Origin of the sequence: Paraburkholderia hospita (assembly GCF_002902965.1) — a bacterium.
Lineage (GTDB): Bacteria > Pseudomonadota > Gammaproteobacteria > Burkholderiales > Burkholderiaceae > Paraburkholderia > Paraburkholderia hospita.
Genome location: NZ_CP026110.1, coordinates 56,891 through 78,151 on the forward strand (window position 1 = coordinate 56,891; position 21,261 = coordinate 78,151).

17 protein-coding genes are annotated in these 21,261 nt (G+C 62.6%); 12 read left to right on the top strand and 5 right to left on the bottom strand.

The genetic code is table 11. The annotated features are described in order from the left end of the window. Positions 1-9: 9 nt before the first annotated feature. From C2L64_RS52825 to C2L64_RS52845, 5 genes are read right to left on the bottom strand one after another with little or no spacing between them, the layout of a single operon-like run. Positions 10-2,226, bottom strand: coding sequence for a TraM recognition domain-containing protein (locus tag C2L64_RS52825; RefSeq protein WP_028229616.1), 2,217 nt, complete (start codon positions 2,224-2,226; stop codon positions 10-12). A 52-nt stretch (positions 2,227-2,278) separates the two neighbouring features. Beyond that, positions 2,279-3,559, bottom strand: coding sequence for a DNA primase (gene dnaG, locus C2L64_RS52830; protein WP_090838868.1), 1,281 nt, complete (start codon positions 3,557-3,559; stop codon positions 2,279-2,281). Positions 3,560-3,567: 8 nt separating this feature from the next. After that, complete coding sequence (locus C2L64_RS52835) at positions 3,568-4,530, bottom strand: DsbC family protein (protein WP_090838862.1); 963 nt, start codon at positions 4,528-4,530, stop codon at positions 3,568-3,570. Positions 4,531-4,533: 3 nt separating this feature from the next. Then, on the bottom strand, positions 4,534-5,661 hold the full coding sequence (locus C2L64_RS52840; protein ID WP_028229619.1) for a secretion/conjugation apparatus DotM-related subunit: 1,128 nt from the start codon (positions 5,659-5,661) through the stop codon (positions 4,534-4,536). Between the two features lie 9 nt (positions 5,662-5,670). Next, the gene (locus C2L64_RS52845) at positions 5,671-6,126 is read right to left on the bottom strand and encodes a lytic transglycosylase domain-containing protein (protein ID WP_090838860.1); all 456 of its coding nucleotides are present in this window, start codon (positions 6,124-6,126) and stop codon (positions 5,671-5,673) included. Positions 6,127-6,270: 144 nt separating this feature from the next. On the opposite strand from C2L64_RS52845, the gene topB reads away from it, so the two are divergent. The 12 genes from topB (at position 6,271) to C2L64_RS52900 (ending at position 20,908) form a co-directional block, all read left to right on the top strand. Beyond that, positions 6,271-8,733 carry a DNA topoisomerase III gene (topB, locus tag C2L64_RS52850; protein ID WP_090838858.1) on the top strand — a complete coding sequence of 821 codons (2,463 nt, stop codon included), beginning with the start codon at positions 6,271-6,273 and terminating at the stop codon, positions 8,731-8,733. 9 nt (positions 8,734-8,742) lie between these two features. Further along, entirely contained in the window at positions 8,743-11,175 is a 2,433-nt protein-coding gene (locus C2L64_RS52855; RefSeq protein ID WP_090838856.1) for an ATP-binding protein, read from the top strand. Beyond that, complete coding sequence (locus C2L64_RS52860) at positions 11,172-11,549, top strand: hypothetical protein (RefSeq protein WP_028229622.1); 378 nt, start codon at positions 11,172-11,174, stop codon at positions 11,547-11,549. The genes C2L64_RS52855 and C2L64_RS52860 overlap by 4 nt, the downstream gene beginning before the upstream one ends. 10 nt (positions 11,550-11,559) lie before the next feature. Then, positions 11,560-11,952: a hypothetical protein gene (locus tag C2L64_RS52865; RefSeq protein WP_028229623.1), complete on the top strand. Its 393-nt coding sequence runs from the start codon at positions 11,560-11,562 to the stop codon at positions 11,950-11,952. A gap of 64 nt (positions 11,953-12,016) precedes the next feature. Next, entirely contained in the window at positions 12,017-12,484 is a 468-nt protein-coding gene (locus C2L64_RS52870; protein ID WP_008344175.1) for a hypothetical protein, read from the top strand. Then, positions 12,484-12,771, top strand: a complete 288-nt coding sequence (locus tag C2L64_RS52875) for a type II toxin-antitoxin system RelE/ParE family toxin (protein WP_008344173.1) — start codon at positions 12,484-12,486, stop codon at positions 12,769-12,771. Before C2L64_RS52870 ends, C2L64_RS52875 begins: the two co-directional genes overlap by 1 nt. A 31-nt stretch (positions 12,772-12,802) precedes the next feature. Further along, positions 12,803-13,201: a hypothetical protein gene (locus tag C2L64_RS52880; RefSeq protein WP_090838855.1), complete on the top strand. Its 399-nt coding sequence runs from the start codon at positions 12,803-12,805 to the stop codon at positions 13,199-13,201. A gap of 1 nt (position 13,202) precedes the next feature. Beyond that, entirely contained in the window at positions 13,203-13,406 is a 204-nt protein-coding gene (locus tag C2L64_RS52885) for a hypothetical protein (RefSeq protein WP_028229625.1), read from the top strand. After that, complete coding sequence (locus C2L64_RS52890; protein ID WP_028229626.1) at positions 13,403-13,657, top strand: hypothetical protein; 255 nt, start codon at positions 13,403-13,405, stop codon at positions 13,655-13,657. The genes C2L64_RS52885 and C2L64_RS52890 overlap by 4 nt, the downstream gene beginning before the upstream one ends. A gap of 15 nt (positions 13,658-13,672) precedes the next feature. After that, positions 13,673-15,208: a zeta toxin family protein gene (locus C2L64_RS52895; RefSeq protein ID WP_090838854.1), complete on the top strand. Its 1,536-nt coding sequence runs from the start codon at positions 13,673-13,675 to the stop codon at positions 15,206-15,208. A gap of 241 nt (positions 15,209-15,449) precedes the next feature. Then, positions 15,450-15,782, top strand: coding sequence for a hypothetical protein (locus tag C2L64_RS55805; RefSeq protein WP_244144672.1), 333 nt, complete (start codon positions 15,450-15,452; stop codon positions 15,780-15,782). Between the two features lie 95 nt (positions 15,783-15,877). After that, positions 15,878-20,908, top strand: coding sequence for a DEAD/DEAH box helicase family protein (locus C2L64_RS52900; protein WP_244144671.1), 5,031 nt, complete (start codon positions 15,878-15,880; stop codon positions 20,906-20,908). Positions 20,909-21,261: the final 353 nt, after the last annotated feature.

The window sequence follows — 21,261 nt, forward strand, 5'->3', positions numbered from 1 at the left end:
TTTCGTTCCTTATTCATCGAAGGCGGATTCGGGTATGTCGTCGTCATCATCCATCGGCATCAGCTCGATAGGGTCGTCGTGACGCGGCTCATGCATGTACCCGGAACGGCCGGCTGCCTCGGCCTCTTTCATCGCCTTGCGTGCAGCTTCAAAAAGGACAATCCCGCGCTCCGTCGGCGTAACCTCGAAGCGCTGGATGTCGTTCATGTGGGCGACCGCACCCACTACCGCCGACAGGATCGGATCGTCCAGCGACGGGTAATACGGTTTCTCGCTCCGACGGAGCTGCGCAAAGATGTAGTCGGCCGAATGCACGTCTGCGCTGCTGACCTTCTCGGCGCTACGCGGCAGACGCTTGAACTGCGGCCGTTCGATCTGCAGGAAGCGGTTGATACGCGCCCGGAGCTTCGACGTCTTTTTGTGCTCGTCCGGGATGTAGTACGACGCGCACGGCACCACGGCGTCCTTGAAGATCACCATGCCTTCGCCAGCGTTGAGCTTCTTCAGCTCGTTCAGCGTGATCTTTTCGCGACGCTCGACGCTCGATTGCGCCTGCGCCTGGTTCGACGTCGTGAACGTGCCCATCGTCGCATCGTGACCTGACAGAACGCTGAAATACGCGTCGCCACCGGCTTTCTTGATGAGCTCGAACGTGTCTTCCGGGTCCTCGAGCGCGAGCGTCCACTTCACCTTCGTGTTCGCGATCATCGAGGCCGATTCTTCGCTTGCCTCCCCGCGCTTGAGGCCCTGCACGTCCTGTACCGCGGCAATCATCATGAAGCCCAGCGAACGGGCCTGAGCGAACATGACCGCGATGCCCTCGGCGAAGTAATAGGCAAGCTCGTCGCTGATGATGACCGACGGGTTCGGCGCGTTCGTTGCCTTCGCATCCAGCACTTCCGCCTTCGTGCCTTCGAGCCGGTAGCCGAGGTTCTGCGCCATCATCAAGCGGATCGACGAGATGTACAGCTTGCCGAGCGACGCTGCCTCAGACGCCGATTTCTCCAGCGAAGGGATCATCACGACGAGCAGCCGGTTGTTCAGCAGCACGTCGAGCATGTCGATCTCGGGGTACTTATCGGCGAAGATGAAGCCATACGTGTCCATCATCATCGACAGCGTGCGAGCGAACTGCCCGGTCAGATAGCCGTGCTGGTTGAACACTTCCGGGTCCCACTGCGTAGGATCGTGCGCCTGCGCCGGGTTGAAACCGGGCAGGCCGGTCTCGAAGTACGCCTTGATCGGCAGGAACGCCAGTTCGGGGATCTTGCCTTCGCGGCCTTCGATATAGAACTGCACTAGGTTCTGCAGCGCGAGGTAATGGCGGATCACTCCAATCGAAATGTCCAGCTCGCCCTTCGCTCGCTTGTAGCAGAGCGTGCGGAGCAGGGCGTCGATCATGTTCAGCGCCTTCTGTTGCCACTGCGCGCCGTCGCCGCTTGCACGCGGCAGCAGCGATGCCATCAATTGCAGCAGGAAGTCGGCAGAGCCGTCGCCGAACGAGTTCATCGAGTTCGACTGCGCGAGCACCGCACGGCCAGCAAAGCGGCCGAGCTCTTCGTCCACGATGCGCTGGAACGGGTCCATGCCACCGGTGAGGTAATTCAGGATCAGGAAGTCATCCTCGCGGCCGTGACGGCGCGACAACGACCATAAGCAGAAGGCGAGATTCGAGTCCGCCTTGCCGTCCCCATAGCAGGCCCCTGAGCCCCAGCAAATCGCGTTGTGGAACGTGCCCATCAACCCTTCGCTTTTGCCGCTACCCGTGGTTCCGACCTCGAACATGTGCGTGCGCGCGTCCGAGTTCGTCAACCAGAGTTCACGGCCCTGATCGTGCAGGTTGCGCGATCGCAGGAAGCCAAGATAGAGAATGCCGCCGGCGACGAGATACTTGCGCAGGGTCTTCGAGCGTCGCACGAAGCCCCACAGCATGTTCTCTTCGACGAGTTCCTCGTAGTAGTCGGTACGATCGAGCCCGCCGACATCTTTCGGCATGCGCAGCGGCATCTGGAATTTCTGGTCCTGAAACGACATGACCATCATCCAGAGCAGAATGACCCATACCGGCCACAGCGCAGGCAGATAGACCTGCAGGCCGATGAACAGCACCAGGAAGTTGCGGAACGTCGACGGCCGGTAGAGCGCAGCGAAAAACCGCTGCTCGGCGCTGCGGGTGTCGACTGTCAGTCTCGCCGAGTCGATCTCGTGATTCGGGTCCAATGCCATCAGACTGCCTCCCGCTTCAACAGATATTCGTGTGCCATGAAAGATCGTCCCGTCAGTCCAATGCGACGCCGATGATTTCCTCGAGCTTCGCCTTCATTGCACGGCCGAACAGCTCGGCGTGCTGGATTCGCGCGAGGATTGCTTTTGCCTTCTCGGCGGCCTTGACCTGACTTTCTGGCACGTTTCGGTCGAGCCCGTGAGCCACGTAGTCGGCAAGGAACGCACTCAGAGGCACAGCCTGTTCCGTCGCGGCGTGCCATGCTTCAAGTCCGTGCGACCGCACGAAGCTATCGGGATCTTCGTCGTCGGGAAGAAACAGGAAGCGCGCCGACTTGCCGTCCTTCATCTCGTCGAGCAGCACGGCTGCGGCCGCGAGCGCGGCCTTGCGTCCCGCCGCGTCGCCGTCGAACGCGAACACGATCGTGTCCGCGTGGACCAGTAGCCGGCGCACCTGCAGGTTGGTCAGCGCCGTGCCCATCGGCGCGACAGCGCGCTCGTCGCCGGCCTGGTGCAGGCTGATGACGTCGAAATAGCCTTCCACGATCACGGCAACTCGCCCGCTGCGGATCGCCGGCTTCGCAAGATGCAGCGCGTACAGCTCGCGGCCCTTGTGAAAGATCTCGGTCTCCGGGCAATTGATGTACTTCGGCGTCTTGTCGGGCTTCTCGATCATCGAACGACCGGCGAACCCGACGAGGTTTCCGGTTTCGTTATGGATCGGGAACATGATGCGATGGCGAAAGCGGTCGTAGATCTCGCCGTCGTCGCGTTGCGCGGCAAGCCCGGAGGCCAGCAGCGCATCGCGACTCGTCGAGCCAGCCATCAGCTCGACGACGCCCTTCGCGACAACGCCCAACCCGAAGCGATCGATCGTCGAGGCCGTCAGTGCGCGCTTCTCCTCGAGGTAGGCGCGCGCGGCCGGACTCTTCGCCAAGCCACGCGAAAACACCCGCGCGGCCTCTTTCAGCGCCTGATAGAGCGTGGCGAGGCGCTTGCGCTGCGCCTTATCCTCGTCGCTGTCCCGATCCTCGACGGGCAGGGGAATGCCGCAGACCCCGGCCAGATGCACCACAGCGTCGTGAAACGACATGTGATGCTTGTTCCGCATCCACTCGATCGCATCGCCGCGCGCACCGCATCCCCAGCACCGATACGTGTGCTTGTCGGGCGACACGTGGAATGAAGGCGTCTTCTCTTCGTGGAACGGGCAACACGCGACAAAGCTCTGACCGGCGCGTTTGAGTTTCACGTCACGTTCAATCAGCGCCGGCAGATCGGTCTCGCTTCGGAGACGGTCCAGAAAGTCATCGCCGAACCGGATGTACTTGGCCATGCTGCCCCTTACTTGCTTGCCGTCGTCGCGGTCGACATCCACTGATTGATCGCGTCCGCCGTGTTCGGAATCGAGTCGGGCGTTTGCTCGCCGGCCGCATTGATGATGGTCGGCGTGCCGAGGAACCGCATTACGCGGAACATCTTGTCGTTCCGGGCAACCGCATCCGTACCCTCGGCGCATTCGGCGTTCGGAAGATCGTCACCCTGCACGATCTTCTTCCACAACGCGCCGCGTGCGTCGGGCTTTGCACACATGAGCTTCGCCGTGCGATGCGACGACGCTTCGCCGCCGATAACCGTCACCGGGAAGATGTAGATCGTGTAATCCTTCGCGAGCTTGTCGAGCTCCGGTTCGAGATCCTGGCAGTGCGGGCAGGACGGATCGGAGAACACGTACAGCGTGCCCTTGCTGCCCTTCGACAACTGGACGGCGTACTTGCCCGACTTCGCGCCGTCTGCCATCGCGAGAGCCAGTTCGGCGGGAGAGGCCACCGCCGGCCGCGCGATGGGCGGCTGCGCCGCGGCGGTGCCCAAATTGCTGGGCAGCGGCACCATCGGCGCTGCACCCGCCGCGCCGATGCCGCCCGCCGAGCCGCCCACCGAGCCGCCCACCGCGCGCGTCGCCGCCATGTTGATCCCGAGCGCGAGGACGGCCACCGTCAGGGGCGCGAAGCCCCATTTCACCGCCGCTTTCCAGTAGCCCGCGAATCGCCGCACGCGTGCATAGCGCTTCAACGCCGCCTGCAGGTTATGAAACGCCGTGTTCGCGAGCGGCTCGCTCGAAAAGCGCTCGACGACAAACGCCTCGCCGGCGCCATCGTGATAGCGCGCCTCGATCGTGTTTCCCGACCGAATGAACGTCACGCCCTGATCGAGCCGCAGCGTGCTGACATGCTGCAACTCCCCGGTGCTGCCAAACTGCACAAGCAGCGATTTCTCGAACGGCCGAATGATGTCGTTGCTCTTCACGGATTACTCCTTGTTCTTGCGCGGGGCCATAAGGCCGACTTTGATGAGGTAGGCTTCCACGCCATCGACCGCATCGTCGACGTGGGGCTCGGTGAGCCGATAGCCGCTGTCAAACGCGAAGTCTTCCCACAGGGTCTGCGTGAAGACTGCGGCCGATTCGAGAAAGGGCGTTTTGCGGCCCGTGGTGTTGAGGGCGTACCAGAGTCCCCGGTCCATACCCTTGAGCCAGCGGAAATGGGATGACGGCAGCTTGCCCGAGCCCTGCGCCGCCTTGTGCATGGCGTGCAACAGCGTGCGCGGGTAGGGATGCTTTTCGAGCCATCGCTGCGCTTCGGGATGCTGGGCATATTTCGCGAACGGCTTGTTCGCGATCGACAGGTCGGGGTATCCCTTCTTACCGTTCCACGTATGCTTGTGGCACGAACGGTTCAGCGCATCGAGCAGATCCTGCGCCTTACCGCCATCCTTCCCGTCGGCGAGCAGCCGCGTGCCGAAGATCGCGAACATCGCTTTCTCCTGCGGTTTCAGCTCGTCCAGCGACTTCACGGGCTGACCGAGATCCGCAACAAACAGGGCTCGGCAGCGCTCGCGGTCCAGTACGCCGTTCACCAGCAGACCGTGCTGCTCGACCCATTCCTCTGGATTGATCGAGCTCCGGTGTTCCTCCGGATCGACGTTCAGCAGCAACGTGTCCTTGTCGCCGTAATACAGCGACGGGATGATCGCCGGCGAGTGATTCGACATGATCCACGGCAGCGTCTGTACCGTGACTTTTCGCCGAGTTAGGTTCGCCTTGTGCTTCACCGCGAGCTTGATGCCCCGGATCGCCAGCAAGATCGGAATCCACACGAACAGGTAGCCAGCCCGGTTCATCATCGAGAGAAACTGATCGAATGACACAGTCGCTGGGCGCATGGCCAGATAGGCGACCTCCTGCTTCCATCGCCGGATCGCATCCGGCATGAACGGCCAATCGAGCGCCGACAGTTGATACCACGCGAGCTTGAGGCCGTAGTACACGATGTCGGCATGCGACGAGTACCACATGAACCAGCAGAAGCCCGCTGCGAGCCCGAGCATCCCGAGATACACGAGGCCCATGTCGTCGCGCTTACCTTGCGTTGCACTCATGCGTCATCCTCAAAATTTCATCGAGTTGCGATAGACGCGCTCGATGTACTGATACTTGTACTGCGGCGTGCGCGAGTGATAGTGCCCGACACCATCCCAAAAGCTGCCGCCCGCCTGGTTGATCTCGTAGCGCAGGATGTATGCGCCTGCGCGAACAGACCAACAGAAGTCGTCCGTAATCATCTGGCGCGTCACGCCAAACTGCGTTTCGAGACGCGTTGCCCACACGGTATTGATCTGCATCGGGCCATAGTCCGCCGTCCCGTTCGTGTTCTTGCTCACCGTGCCGAGGCGGCCGCCCTCGGTCAGCCAGACGGCCAGCAGCCCACGCACCGGCAGCGTGTAATCGTTCGCGGCCTGAACAACACATGCCGGCACGGCCACGACGCCGGCTGTTGCAGACGCATGCGCTATATGCGCGACGGCCATCAGGCCGACGGCGGCACTGACTCGCTTCAAAAGCATTGGATCGTCCTTTCTCGGTGACTCATAATGCTATATACTTTTTTCGTATGGTAGCCATTCTACGGAAAAAGAGCAAGCGGCCGAACGAGACGCGATCGGCGTCCTAAGCCGCTTGTAGCCGAGCAACTGAACCGAGGAAGGAACATGGGTAAAGCACTGATAGTCGCCGAGAAACCGTCCGTCGCCGCTGACATCGCGAAAGCGCTTGGCGGCTTCACCAAAGCCGACGGGTACTTCGAGAGCGACGACGCGATCGTCGCTCCGGCAAGAGGGCATTTGGTGAAACAGACGGTGCCGGTCGCCGACGGCAAAGACATGTGGAAGATCGGCGCCTTGCCGATCATTCCGGACAGCTTCGAGCTCGAGGTCATCGACGGCTGTACCGCCGAATTCAGCCGGCTGAAAAAGCTGATGGCACGCGACGACGTGGCCAGCGTCGTCAATGCGTGCGACGCCGGGCGCGAGGGCGAACTGATCTTCCGCCTCATCTACAACAAGGCGGGGTGCCGGAAGCCGACGAAACGCATGTGGATTCAATCGATGGTCGCGTCGGCCATACGCAAGGCGCACGACGATCTGCGCCCCGGCGCCGAATTCGACCATCTTTCAGACGCTGCCTTTTGCCGCTCCGAAGCTGACTGGATTGTCGGCGTCAACGGTACGCGTGCGACGACCGCGTTGCGCGAGCGGCAGACGCAGCGTCGCGAGGTATCACCCGTCGGGCGCGTCCAGACGCCAACGCTCGCCATGCCAGTCATACGCGAGCGCGAGATTGCCGCGTTCGTCGCGCGCGATTATTGGGAGATCCACGGCACGTTTCGCGCAGAGGCAGGCACCTATGTCGCGAAGTGGATCGGCGATGCCGACGGCGGCAGCGATTCGGCAGGCGAGGGCGATGCCGAATCCGAGCAAACCGGCGCACGATGGTTCGACAAGGCGAAGGCGCAGGCTATCGTCGATAAATGCAAAGGCGTTGATCCATCGTCCGTGGTGGACGAGTCGAAGCCCGAGGAGCGCCACGCCCCCGCACTCTTCGACCTGACCGCGCTCCAACGTGAAGCCAACAAACGCTTCAAGTTCTCCGCGAAGAAGACGCTCGACATCGCACAAGCGCTCTACGAGAAGCACAAGGCCACCACCTATCCGCGCACGGACTCCCGAGCGCTGCCGGAGGACTATCTCGAAACGGCCACGACCACGCTGGCCAGCTTCGCCACGACGCCACTCGATGCGCATGCGCAGCGCGTCATTGACAACGGCTGGGTACAGCCCGACAAACGTATCTTCAACAACGCCGACATCAGCGACCACTTCGCCATCGTGCCGACGGGCCAGCAGCCGGACGGTCTGTCCCCTGACGAGCAGAAGATCTATGACCTCGTGTCGCGCCGCTTCATCGCGGTGTTTCATCCGTCGGCGAAATACGAGAAGACCGTGCGGACCACCATCGTCGCGGATGAAACGTTCCGTGCCTCCGGCAAGGTGCTGGTCGATCCGGGCTGGCTCGCGGTCTATGGCGACAAGGCTGATGACGACGCGACGCCCGCGCTTTGCAAGGTCGCAGATGGCGAGTCCGTCAAAACCGACTCGATCGACCTGAAGGCGTTGCGCACCAAAGCGCCGAAGCGCTACACCGAGGCGACGCTTCTGTCGGCAATGGAAAATGCCGGCCGCCAAGTCGAAGACAAGGACATCCGCGCCGCGATGAAGGCCAACGGCATCGGCCGCCCAGCCACGCGCGCGGCGATCATCGAGGGCCTGCTCGAAGACAAGGACAAGAACGGCAATCCCAAAGAGCCCTACCTTCTGCGCGACGACAACGAGCTCGTGCCGACGCCCAAGGGCATGGACCTCATCGCGTTCCTCGAACAGGCTGGCATCGACTTTCTCGTGTCGCCGCAGATGACCGGCGAGTGGGAGCAGAAGCTGCTGCGCATGGAGAAGGGCGATTACCGCCGCATTGCGTTCATGAGCGAGATCGCTGACCTGTCGACCGGCATGGTCAACACCATCCGCGCGAAACACGGCGAGCTGCCCGAGCCGGTTGCCAAGGCTCTCGACGCACCGTGCCCGAAATGCGGCGCCGCTGTTCATGTCGACGGCCGCGCGTATCAGTGCAGCGGCTGCGACTTCAAGGTATGGGGCGAAATCCTCGGCCGGCGGCTCACCGAGGGCGAGGCCAGCAAGCTGCTCGCCGATCGCAAAACCGGTGTTCTGTCCGGTTTCACCAGCCGCTCGTCGGGCAAGAAATTTTCAGCCGCGCTGAAACTCGACATCGATACCGGCAAGATCGACTTCGAATTCGAGGACCGTGCCGCGCCGGCGTCCAACGGCGAGGCGAAGCAGCTCAAGGCCAAGTGCCCGAAATGCTCGTCGGCCATCGAAGTGCAGGCATGGAACTACGCGTGTACCGGCTGCGACTTCAAGGTGCGCACCGAAATCGCGAGCCGCAAGCTCTCTGCCTCCGACGCCGAGACCCTCATCAGCAAGGGCAAGACGGGTGTGCTTGCAGGCTTCGTCAGCAAGTCGAAACGCAAGTTCTCGGCATCGCTGAAGCTCGACGCGAGCAACGGCAGCGTCACGTTCGAATTCGAAGATCGTAAGTGAGGAGGACCTATGCAGCTCCCGTTTGAACTCGATCCGCAGATCATCCACCACATCATCTACAGCCAGGCCGGCTCGATCGGCAAAGCAATCATTGAGTTGCTGATGAATTCCGTCGACGCGCGCGCCACGGCCGTGCGGCTTTCCATGACGAAGGAGGGCTTCGAGTGCTCTGATGACGGCAACGGTTTCGCGAGCCGCGAAGACGTCATTCGCTACTTCGGGCGCTTCGGCACGCCGCACGAGGAAGGCGATGCGACCTACGGCCGATTCCGCCTCGGGCGCGGCCAGATCATGGCCCATGCCAGCACGATCTGGTGTTCGAACGCGTGGCAGATGACGGTCGACACGCGCGCGATGGGCTACAGCTACGACCTCGAGCAGCTCGTGCAGACGCTGCCGGGCTGTTCCATCACCGGCCGTTGGTACGAGCCGCTCACGGATTCTGAGCTCATGTCGGCCGTGCAGGAAATCCGCGACCTCGTGCGCTACACGCCGGTCAGCGTCGAGCTGAACGGCCGCGTCATTACCCGCGATCCCCGAACCGAGCGATGGGATGCGGAAGACGAATTTGCTTGGTATCGCGCGAAGGAAGATGGTGCCGTGTCGATCTACAACCAAGGCGTGCTGGTGCGACATGACCCCGCGCACATGTGGGGCGCAGGCGGGCTCATCGTCTCGAAGAAGGCAATCGCACTGAATGTCTCGCGTACCGAAATTCTGCGCAAGACGTGTCCGGTCTGGAAGGCGATCGCGAAGCAGTTTGGCACGCTGGCCGACGACGTTCGATCGCGACTCGGCGACCACCGCAAGACCGAAGCGAGCCGCGAGAAGTCGGCTCGCGCGCTGCTCGCCGGCGACCCGAACATCGTGCAGATCTACGAGAAAGAGGAGGTCATCACGCTGCTGCCCGGAAAGCGTAACGTCACGATGCAGGCATTCCTGCAGAAATGCCGCTACAGCCACAACAAGCGTCAAGGCAACCGCTTCACGGTCGTCGAGAACGGCTTCGACGTGCCAAAGGGCGAGGCGATCGCGCGCGAGGGGATCGCAGTCGTTGTTCACCCGAAGACGCTCGAGCGATTCGGTTGCTATAACGCACACGACCTGCTCGATTGTGTCGATCGCATCCACGCCAACATCCGCGAGGACGTCGAGAAGAACGGTACCCGTTTTTGGGGACTCGACTCGCTCAAGCTGCCCGAGCTCGTCGCCTTCTCGGCGCTGCGCGACGCATTCGTCGAGCGAACGGCGCTTGTTACCGAGCGCGATGCGCTGGACAAGGAGGCCCGCCGCGCGTGGACCGCGTTGCGCACGATTCTCCACCACTATGCTGCTGTCCTCACCGGCGGCGAACGCCGCTATCACGGCAGCCCCATTGCGAGGGGCGGCAAGTCCTTTCAGATCCTTCTCGGCCAGTCAAACACCGCCGAGGCGTGGACGGATGGCGACAGCTACATCGCGTTCACCGTCGACGTGGTGAAGCGTCTCAAGACGGTGCCGCTCAAGGCCGCCGCATACATTTTCAGCTTGATCGAACACGAGGTCGCACACGAAGGCGATAGCCTCGATTGCGGGCACGACGAAGCGTTCTACCAACGCTTCCACGATCTAACCATCAAGTATGCGCAGGAGCGCCAGTGGTACATGCACGCGTGGCTCATGCGGTACACGACCAGCATGGAAGGCGAGGGCAAACGCGCACGCGGCGAAGCATGGCGCGAGCGCTATCTTGTCGATCGCGCGGGCACGGGCCGCACGAAGCGCGGATTGCCACGCGCAATCGACGACGTGGCCACCGAACCGGCCGTCGTGACGCCAGAAGAGAACATGGCCTTCATCGACTATCAGAATGCCCGCCTCGTGCAGGCCGGCGTTTGTCCGCCTCCGCCGAACTGGACGGAGGTGCTCGACCGCGCTCGCGCTACCCAACAGCAGATCGAGGCCGAACTTCGCGCCAAGCGAGAGCGTAAAGAAGCCGAAGACGCCGCCGAGATGGCCGAGATCGACGCGTTCTACGAAGAAATGCGCCGTGAAGAGGAGGCGGCAAGGCAACGTCTCGCCTTGGTGCTGGGCGTCGATGCCAATGAGATCAGCGGCGAAGCGCTTGACCGCCTCACGGGGCCAGGACTTACCGATGACGATGTGCGAGCACTCTGGTCCGAGAAGCCGTGGGCCGAATATGAGCAGCAGTTGTACGGCATGCCCGAGGACTATGAAGACCACGGGTCGGAGCCCCACGACGTTGAGACCGACACCGATACGGATGAGGAGTCTCCCGACAACGATCCGGCCGCAGTAGAGGCGGGCGCATTCTATCCCCCTGAATTGCGCGCACTGATCCAGCCGGGCGAGACGACATGGGCGCTCGAGCGCAACGCCGCGGCGGCCGGTTTCTACCGCGTCGAGGACTATCTGAAATGGCGAGCAGAGGTGAACTCATGAAGCGCTGCGCCATCGCCCTCGCGCTCGTGGCATTGCTCGCGGCTTGCGATCGCAAGCCGCCGGCCGAGACTGCCGAGCAACAGGGCACCCATCGCGAGGTCCTGCAGGGCTTCCAAGCCACGTTCTATCGCGTCAGCGAAGGCAAGCAGCGGTGGATCGAGGTCGCGATCGCCGTCGACGGCAGCAAGACGTTCCGCATGCCGGTGTTCTTCTCCGACAATGGGCGACTGGTCCAGGTCAACGACGACGAAGCCCGCGCGCTGATCGACAAGTGGCTCAAGCAGCGCGCAGCGAATGTTGCCTCCTTCGGGTCAATCGACCCGCAGGTAGGCGGCAACACCCCGTTTCTGGCCATCGACCGCAATTCCCCATAACGGAGCGACCATGCAAGAACGCGTCTACCTCGATGCTGTACCGGCCTACCACGCGACAGCGCCCGACGGGCGCACGGTGCCGTTCATCGTGTCGCTGCTGCTGCGCGATGCCGACAACAAACCGCGCATCACGCCAGCCGTCGAGCGATCGATTGACCGCACCATCGACATTACCGGCCGCGAAGGTCTCGCGCTGGCAATCATCGCCGCTGACGACGAAATGCCGGCCACTGCCCGTCGTTACATCGAGCGGGCAATGGGCATCCCCGGCGCGATCGTGCTGTTTCGGTGCCAGAGCCCCGAAACGGCAGAGCGTTTGATGCAGCACCTGCATACCGAGTATCAGCTCACGCTCGTTCAAGAACCTGCCGAGCCCCCGCGCGATAAAGAGGGTAGCGTCTAAGGTGTTGCACGTTAATTGTTAGTCGTGTACTCTAATAACAATTACCTTGCATCGGGAGATTAGCATGCACACCTTGACCCTTGAGCAGTTGCGGGCCACCACCGACGCCGGCGGCGTCGCGGGTGTCACGCTCAAAGCGCAGGGCGGCGCCTTCTACGTACAGGTCGACACGCGCAATGGCGGGGAAGCCATTCTCGCGAAGGCCCGCAGCAGCGAACCGCGCGGTTTCGGCAATCCTGCCCAAGCGCTGACGTTGCTCCGCGGCCTCGGTCTGGCCGTCGGCTCGTTCGACGTGAAGGACTGGAACCCCGACGATAGGGAGACGACGCGAACGCGGCCCGATCGGGCTGAAGCCCTGAAGCGAACACACGAAGCGGCCGAACACGATAAGTGGTTCCGCGCGCAGGTCGAGCAGGGCCTCGCCGAGGCCGACGACCCGAATACGGAGTGGGTGCCGCACGACGTGGTGAAGGATGACATGCAGCGTCAACGCGAAGCGTTGAAGGCCCGCATCGCAGGCGGCAACAAGTGATGGTGTTGGTATGGACACCGCGCGCTCGTCGCGCTCGCGAAGAAGCAATCGACTATATCGCGGAGGACAACCCGGTTGCCGCACTTGGCCAACTCGACGAGATCGAACGGCAGACCGACATGCTGATCCAGCATCCCGAAATGGGCCGCCCCGGTCGCGTAGACGGCACACGCGAGCTGGTCGTCAGCCGCACACCGTTCATCGTCGTCTATCGCGTGAAACCGCGCGCGGGACGAATCGAATTGATCCGCTTTCTGCATGGCGCGCAGCAGTGGCCGAAGAAGTGAAGCACATCGAACAATCATCGAGAGGATCGACATGGAACTGAAAGTAAAGGACGCTGCCGGCGAAGTGCGCGCGATTGACATCGATGCGTGCAACGCTGCGATTGTCGCCGGCACCGACGGCTTCGCCATATCGCTGCTTGACAGTCTCACGGCTGACGAGTGCCGACAGCTCTATCAATGGTGCAACGACCAAAGCGCGAATGCGAGCGGCGCAATCGACATAACCGCTTGGCCTGGCTGGAATGACACTGCGGCTCAACAGTTTCAACGTGCCGCTAACAAATGTCGGAACTACAACATCAATGTCCAGACGATATCGCAATCGTTCGTTCAACTCATTGTAGGAGCACCGTCCAGCGGCAAATCGGTGATGATGAACACGATTTCCGTGACCGACCCGGCCGCGCCGGAATCGAAGGAGGGCAACTGACATGAAGGCAGCCGTACAGACGAGCGTCGCGATCGTCGCCCTTCTCGTAGGATTGTTTTTCTGTTTCGCAGCCGCGCGCGGCTACATGCTGCACAACACCATCGCTTTCAGACCGCTGCTGTTCGGTCTGGTCGACGTGGTTGTCGCATGTGTGTTGCTGCGCCACGCCTACATGGCCCGCAAGGCCCGGAGCATGACGTTATGACTACTTGGACTGACGACCAGCTTGCCGATTACGAGTGCGCGCTCGAAACGATCGGCAACGTAATCGCCTTGAAGGCGCGCGACATCGAAGAGGAAAAGGCGAAGAACGCGCCGGACGTTGACCGGCTCGCCGAACTGCGTCGGCAGCAAGCCGACCTCGCCGGGGAGCGCAGCCGCCTGCGCATCGGCGACCACGATGCTGTCGCGCGCGTCATTGAACAATATGGCAGGCTCGTGCGCGCGAGCGCATGACGACTTGAGGCCACGATGACGGTCATCCACGACAATCGCCCGCGCGGGCTCTCGGTCGAAGAGGCGCAGCAAGCCGTCGACGAGTTCCTCGCCGAGTACAACGGGAACATTCCCGTAACCGCCATTGTGCGTGCGACGCAGGAGGAAATCTATGGACCCGAAGCATCCCGTGAAAAACTCGGCTACCGCATCGACGGGGCATACCACCCGGCCCGACGCATCTTTACCCTTGCAGCTTCCAATATGGGTGACGAAGGGGCCGTCCGACGAGCCCTTCGCCACGAGCTGCTCGGCCACTACGGGCTCAACACTTTCAGCCCGACTGAAAAGCGCGCTCTGCTCGATCGCGTTCTGGAAACGCGGCACGAGCCATCGCTGAGCCATATCTGGAAGCGGGTAGAGTGCGATTACGCCTCGCTTCCAGATCTGTACAAGGCCGAGGAAGTGTTCGCCTTCGTCGCCGAGGAAGAACGGAGCTTCGTCGGGCGTGCGTGGGACGGCGTGCGCGCGACGCTCCAGCGTGCCCTGCGCGCAACGGGCCTTTCGAAGGGCCCGCTTACGCTCGCAGAGCTACGCGACGCCGCACGCGACATCGCCACGGGCATCCGCGCCGGCGATCGCCAGCAGCAGACCTTTCCGCAGACCGACACTGCGCAGTTTCGGCTGGACTCTGAAACGCACGGCGAGATCCTGCGCGAGATCCAGACCCAAGCACTCGCGATCACGCGGCCCGTCCAGCGACCCGTAGCGATCATCCTTGGCGGCCAACCGGGCGCAGGCAAGGCAGCGCTCGCCAGCGTAGCGCTGGACGAGCTCGCCGGCAATGCCGTGAAGATCGACGCGGACGAACTCCGCAAGAACCATCCAAGGTACATCGCGCTGATGCGCGAGGATGACCGCACGGCGGCAGACCGCACCCACGGTGATGCGGGCCCGTGGGCCGTCAAACTGACGAGCGCCGCGATGGCCGCGCGTCGAAACCTGATCGTAGACGGCACGATGCGCGACCCTGACAACCTCGCCAAGCTCTGCCGGAAACTGCGCGATGCCGGCTACCGGATCGAGGCCCGCGTGATGGCCGTCAACGCGCTTGTCAGTCGCCTAAGCATCCACGAGCGCTATGAGCGCCAGGTGCAGGCCAACGGCTTCGGCCGTTGGTCGAATCGCGATAAGCACGATGCAGCGTTCACCGGCGTTCCGCTGACTGTCGAGAAGCTCGAGGCCGAGCAGCTCGTCGACCGGATGACCGTGTTTGCGCGAAACAGCGACGAGCCGGTCTACGACAATCGCCTCGTCGCCGCGCAATGGGAGCAGCCACCGGCAGGCCGCGAGCGTGTCGACGCCGAGCGCTCACGCGAATGGTCATCTACCGAACGCCACCAGTTCGTCGGCAGGCTCGACGCGATCGCACGTCGCATGGAGCAGCGAGGAGCAGGCGAAGCCGACTTCAGGTCGCTGGCCGATCTGCGCGCCGACTTCGAGCGCGAGCACCAAGCTGACCGCCACGCGCCGCGCGTGCCGCACCGCGTCGCGCCGAAACCGGGAGGCTGACGCCGATATACGACACTCGCAGACATACGCCGCATACGCCACAGAACCTGCCCGTATGGCCGTATGTTCAATCCCGCTAGCCGTTTTGGACGTATTTTGTATAATGCCTATGATACAAACGGCTAGAGGGCGTACATCATGGCGAAAAAACGGCAGCCGGCCGACGATCTCAATCAGTTTTCATTCGATTTCGAATTCAACGAGACCGCCGACATCATCGACAGCCTTCAGGCACAGATCGATGTCGACGAAGATGAAGGAGCACAGCATGCTTATCGGACAAACTCAGCCGCTGACGATCGCGGCCAAAATCCTCAAGCCGACGACGATCCAAGCCGTCCGGCGTTCGCCCTCGTATCACCTGCAGGGCTGGAAAATCCTCGACCGCTGGGCGTTCAACAGCCCGGAGAAACTGCGCTCGCTGGAAGCGCAGGGCGAGGTAATTCTGCTGGGCAGACTGCTCGAGCAGCAGACGATCGAGCACCAGGTCTTGAGCCGGTCGATCGACCAGAAGCAGAACGGACTGACGGAACACGAGATTCTGGCCAGCAACGAGATCAACACCGAGCTGTAACGCCGGTCGATTACACGATCACCGCAGCGGATCAGCTCGGCGAGGGCGGAGCCAAGGCCAAATATCGCGACAACATCGCTGCCTTGAAGCTGCTCATGCAGCTCCGCGAACAGGCTCGCGCCGCGACGCCCGACGAACAGGCGATCCTCGTGCGCTACGTTGGTTGGGGCGGTCTCCCGCAGGCGTTCGACCATCGCAACCAGGACTGGCAGGACCAGTACCTCGAGCTCGCCGCGCTCCTCCCGAAAGACGAATACGACCGTGCACGCCGTTCCACGCAGGACGCGCACTACACGTCGCAGATCGTCATCGACGGCATCTACAAGGGCCTCCAACGTATCGGCTTCGACGGTGGCCGGGTCTTCGAGCCGTCGGCCGGCATCGGCAACTTCGTCGGCCTCATGCCGGCGCCGATGCGAACCGCGAGCCATTTCACCGCGATCGAGCTCGACCCGCTGACCGCCGAGATCGCGCGTCATCTCTATCCGAGCGCGACGCATATCAACCGTGGCCTGCAGGACGTTGTGATTCCCGCCGGTCACTTCGACGCCTGCGTCGGCAATCCGCCATTCGGCACTCAATCGCTCTACGATCCGCACCATCGTGAGTTGGGCGGCTTCTCGATCCACAACTATTTTCTCGCGAAGTCGATCGACAAGCTCCGCGAGGGCGGGGTGATGGCCGTCGTCGTCAGCCGCTACTTCCTCGACGCGGCCAACACCGCGGCGCGCGTGCACATCGCCGATCGCGCCCACTTCCTCGGCGCGATCCGTCTGCCGAACACCGCATTTAAGCGCAACGCGCTCACCGAAGTTACGACCGACATCATCTTTTTTCAGAAGGCGGCCGCCGGCGATACTCCCGATCGCCGCTGGGTGGATGTCGGCGAAATACGAGACCACGAGACTGGCGAGGCGATCACGCTCAACCGCTATTTCGTCGACCATCCCGAGCAGATGGCCGGTCGCATGGCCATCACCAGCAAGATGCACCGCGACACGGCGGACCTGTTGCCGGAGGCCGGCGTCGATCTCGCCGACTCGATCGAGAAGCGCCTGCAGGCGCTGCCTGCTGACGTATATCGACCAGCGACCGATGTCGCTGCTGCGGTCGACGAACGCGAGGAGAAGCCGGCGCTCACGCTGCCCGACACGCTCAAGATCGGCTCGTTCTTCACCGCGCCGAACGGACGCCTCGCACGACGCCTGCCGGACATCCTCGACGAGCACGACTATGCCTACGTCGAACCGAAGAACGAGCGCGCCGGCGCACGCATTAAAGGCATGGTGCAAGTGCGCGAGGCGCTGCGCGACCTCATGCTGGCCGAGCAGTCTGAGCACGTCACCGACTTCGCACTGACCTCGAAGCGCACGACGCTCAATCGCGTCTATGACGAATTCGTGCGCAAGTTCGGGCACGTCAGCTCGCAGGCGAACCGCCTCGCCATGTCGGAAGATCCCGAGTATCCGCTGCTGCACGCACTCGAAAGCGACTACGACAAGGGCATCTCGCCCGAGACAGCGAAGAAGCACGGCGTGGAGCCGCGCCGGCCGAGCGCGAACAAGGCGGCGATCTTCTCGAAGCGCGTCATGAGTCCACGTAAGGAAGTCACGCACGTCGAGACGGCGAAGGACGCGCTTGTGGTGTCCATGAACGAGAGCGGCCGCATCGACCTCGCGCGCATGATGCGCCTAACGGGCAAGCCCGAGGACGAGTTGATTCGCGATCTCAAAGGGCTTATCTACCTGAATCCCGAGCGCGATCGCTGGGAGACGGCGGACCAGTATCTGACCGGCAATGTGAAAGCGAAGCTGCGCACGGCCGAAACGGCCGCCGGGCAGAATCCGCGCTACATCGAGAACGTCGACGCACTGCGCGCCGTTCAGCCCGCCGACATCGAGCCGGTCGATATCTCCATCCAGCTCGGCTCGACGTGGGTACCCGACCAGGTGATCGGTCAGTTTGTCGGCCACTTGCTCGGCGACGTGCGCCGCCGCATCACGTATCAGGAAACGCTGGGCAAGTGGCTCGTCGACATCGAGCACGGTGATCGCACCACGGCACGCGTCACATGGGGCACCGAGGCATATCCCGCCAACGAGCTCATGGAGTCGATCCTGACGAACCGGCCGATCCAGGTCAAGGTCGAGGCCGGCAAGGACGCGAACGGGAACAAGATATACCGCGTTGATGACGCACAGACGGCGGCCGCCAACCAGAAGGCCGACGAGATCCGGCAGGCGTTCCTCGATTGGGTGTGGGAGGACAAGGATCGCCGCGAGACGCTCGCCCGAATCTACAACGATCGCTTCAACACGAACATTCCGGCGAAGTACGACGGATCGCACCTGGACCTTCCCGGCGCGTCGCTCGACATCACGCTGCGGCCGCACCAGAAAGACGCTATCTGGCGCGGCATTCAGGACGGGACCGCGTTGTTCGATCACGTCGTCGGCGCCGGCAAGACGCTCGTGTGCGTCGGCACCATCATGGAGAGCAAGCGCATGGGCCTGATGTCGAAGCCCATGCTCGTCGTTCCGAACCATCTGCTGCTGCAATGGAAGGACGCTTTCTACTCGCTATATCCCAACGCGAACATTCTCGTCGCCGAAAAAAGCGACTTCAAGAAGGAGAATCGCGAGCGCCTGTTCGGTCGCATCGCAACCGGCGATTGGGACGCCGTGATCGTCGCTCACAGCTCGTTCAAGAAGATCGGCATGCCCGAGGATACGCTGCGCGAGCTGCTCGAGGAACAGATCGAGGACCTGAGCGACGCCATCACGCAGATCAAGGCTGAGCAGGGCGACCGGATCACGATCAAGGAGATGGAAAAGGCGAAGGAGCGCATGACCGAGCGCCTCGAGCGCAAAGCCGACACCGGCGCGAAAGACCAGGCGGTTAGCTTCGCCGACCTCGGCGTCGACTCACTCTTTGTTGACGAAGCGCACGAGTTCAAGAACCTCTTCATCACGACGACGCTCAGCCGCGTGTCCGGACTTGGCAATCTCGCAGGATCGGAGAAGGCATTCGACTTGTTCGTGAAGGCCCGTTACCTGCAGCAGCGCAACGACGGCCGCGGCATCTTCTTCGCGACTGGCACACCGATCAGCAACACGATCGCCGAGCTTTACACCATGCAGCGCTACCTTCAGTACGACGAGCTCAAGGCGCGCGGCATCGTCCACTTCGATGCATGGGCCTCCACCTTCGGGCAGGTGGTCACGGGCTGGGAGCTTGATGCCACAGGCGTTAATTACCGTCTGAACAGCCGGTTCTCGAAGTTCCAGAACGTTCCCGAGCTCATCTCGCTGTACCGCACGTTCGCCGACGTTATCACGAAGTCGGATCTCGACCGCCAGGCCGCAGAACGTGGCACCCGCTTCCCGGTTCCGAAGATCAAGGGCGGGCGGCCGCAGAACATCATCGTCGAGCGATCGGAGGCGCAAGCGCTGTTCATGGGCGTGCAGACACCCGTGCTCGACGACAAGGGCGAGGCGGTCCTGCGCGGCGACGGCATGCCGCTGAAGAACTGGAACAGTGGCTCGATCATTCACCGGATGGAGAACCTGCCCAAGGACCCGCGCGTCGACAACCCGCTCAAGATCACGAACGATGCACGCAAGGCCGGCCTCGACTTCCGCCTCATCAGTCCGCACGCGGCCGACGACGCCGGCAGCAAGATCAACACGGCGATCGACAACATCTATCGCATATGGGAGGCGTGGAAGGACCGGAAGGGCACGCAACTCGTGTTCTGCGATCTGTCGACGCCAAAACTGTCAAAGAAAGCCGCGCCGATCGCGCCGGCGGACGGCGATGACGAGGGCGACGACGAAGCGCCCGCCATCTCGATGGACGAGTTGCTGGCCAGCAACGCGGACTTTTCCGTCTACGATGACATCAAGGCGAAGCTGATCGCGCGCGGCGTGCCCGAGCATGAGATCCGCTTCATCCACGAGGCGACGACGGATCTGCAGAAGGCGAAGCTGTTCGACGACATGAACCGCGGCCACTCGCGCATCATGCTCGGCTCGACTGCGAAGATGGGCGCCGGCACGAACGTTCAGCGGCGACTCGTCGCCGAGCACCATCTCGACGCGCCGTGGCGGCCGAGCGATCTGGAGCAGCGTGAGGGCCGCATTCTGAGGCAGGGCAACCTCTTTTACGAAGAGGACCCAGACGGCTTCGAGGTCGAGATTCTGCGCTATGCGACTAAGCAGACCTACGACAGCCGCATGTGGCAGACGATCGAATACAAGGCCGCCGGCATCGAACAGTTCCGTAAGGGCGACAGTCTCCAGCGCGTGATCGAAGACGTTGCGAGCGAAGCCGCCAATGCGGCCGAGATGAAGGCCGCCGCGACGGGCAATCCGCTGATCTTCTTGCAGGTGCAGCTCAGTGCCGATCTGAAGAAGGTCGAGGCACTGTTCTCGAACTACAAGCGCAATCAGCACAGTCTCGAAAGCCGCGTCGGTTGGCTGGCCGATGCCGACAAGCGTGCTGATCGCGCTATCGCGCGCTGGAACCGCGAGATCGAGATCCGCGATGCAGCAACGACCGAGCAGTTCCGATTCGAGACCAAGAGCCGCGTCTATGGTGAGAAGGATCGGGAGACGCTGCTGGGCGAGGTCATGTACGCGATGAAGAAGGCCGTCGAACGACGGGCGGTCGGCATTCTTGACCGACCCACCGAGATGCCAGTCGGCCGCTATCGCGGGTTCGACATCAAGGTCTACGCCAGTCGCGACGAAATCCAGTTCACGCTGACCGGTTCCGACACTTACGAGCCCGAGAACCTGAGCTACCGCGCCGAGGAGAAATTCAGCATCACGGGTTTCGTCCATCGGCTCGACAACTTCGTGGCGCGGTTCGAGGACTGGCGACAGGAGGCCGAGGAGACGCGCGAGAAAGAGCGTCGTGAACACGCGAAGGCCGTCGCGGAGCAGGGCAAGCCGTTTCCGCAGCAGGCGCGCCTCGAGGCGTTGCGCCAAGACGTGCGCGACGTCATGACCGAGCTGAAGCTGATGCAGGCCGACGACAACTACGTGTCGCAGTGGCAGCCGCAGTCGCGGACCACCGACGGCAATGCCGGCCAGCAGCAGGACCGGTTCCGCATGCGCGCATGACGGGCAGGCACAAGATGTTGTGTCCGACCAGCTGCTCCTAACCACAACATCTTGTGTCACAGCCGCCGCGATCGCGGCGGTTTTTTCTTGCCTGCAAGCAGGCGGGCAGGGCACCCACCCATCCCCCGCCTTCCCGCCCTGCGGGAAGGAGCGAGTCGCCCTCTGTCGTCAAGGGTGCGGGGGAGATGAAACCACCCCCACACCCTCGACTGGAGCGTCTATCCCGGCACGCCAGCCCGTCAAGGGCCGCTGCGCTGCCGTCCTCACCCGTTCGGTGCTCGACCTGGCCTGCGGCCAGCTCTGCGCTCCGCTGCGGCTTCCGGGCGCCCCCTTGACCGCCTGACATGCCTCAA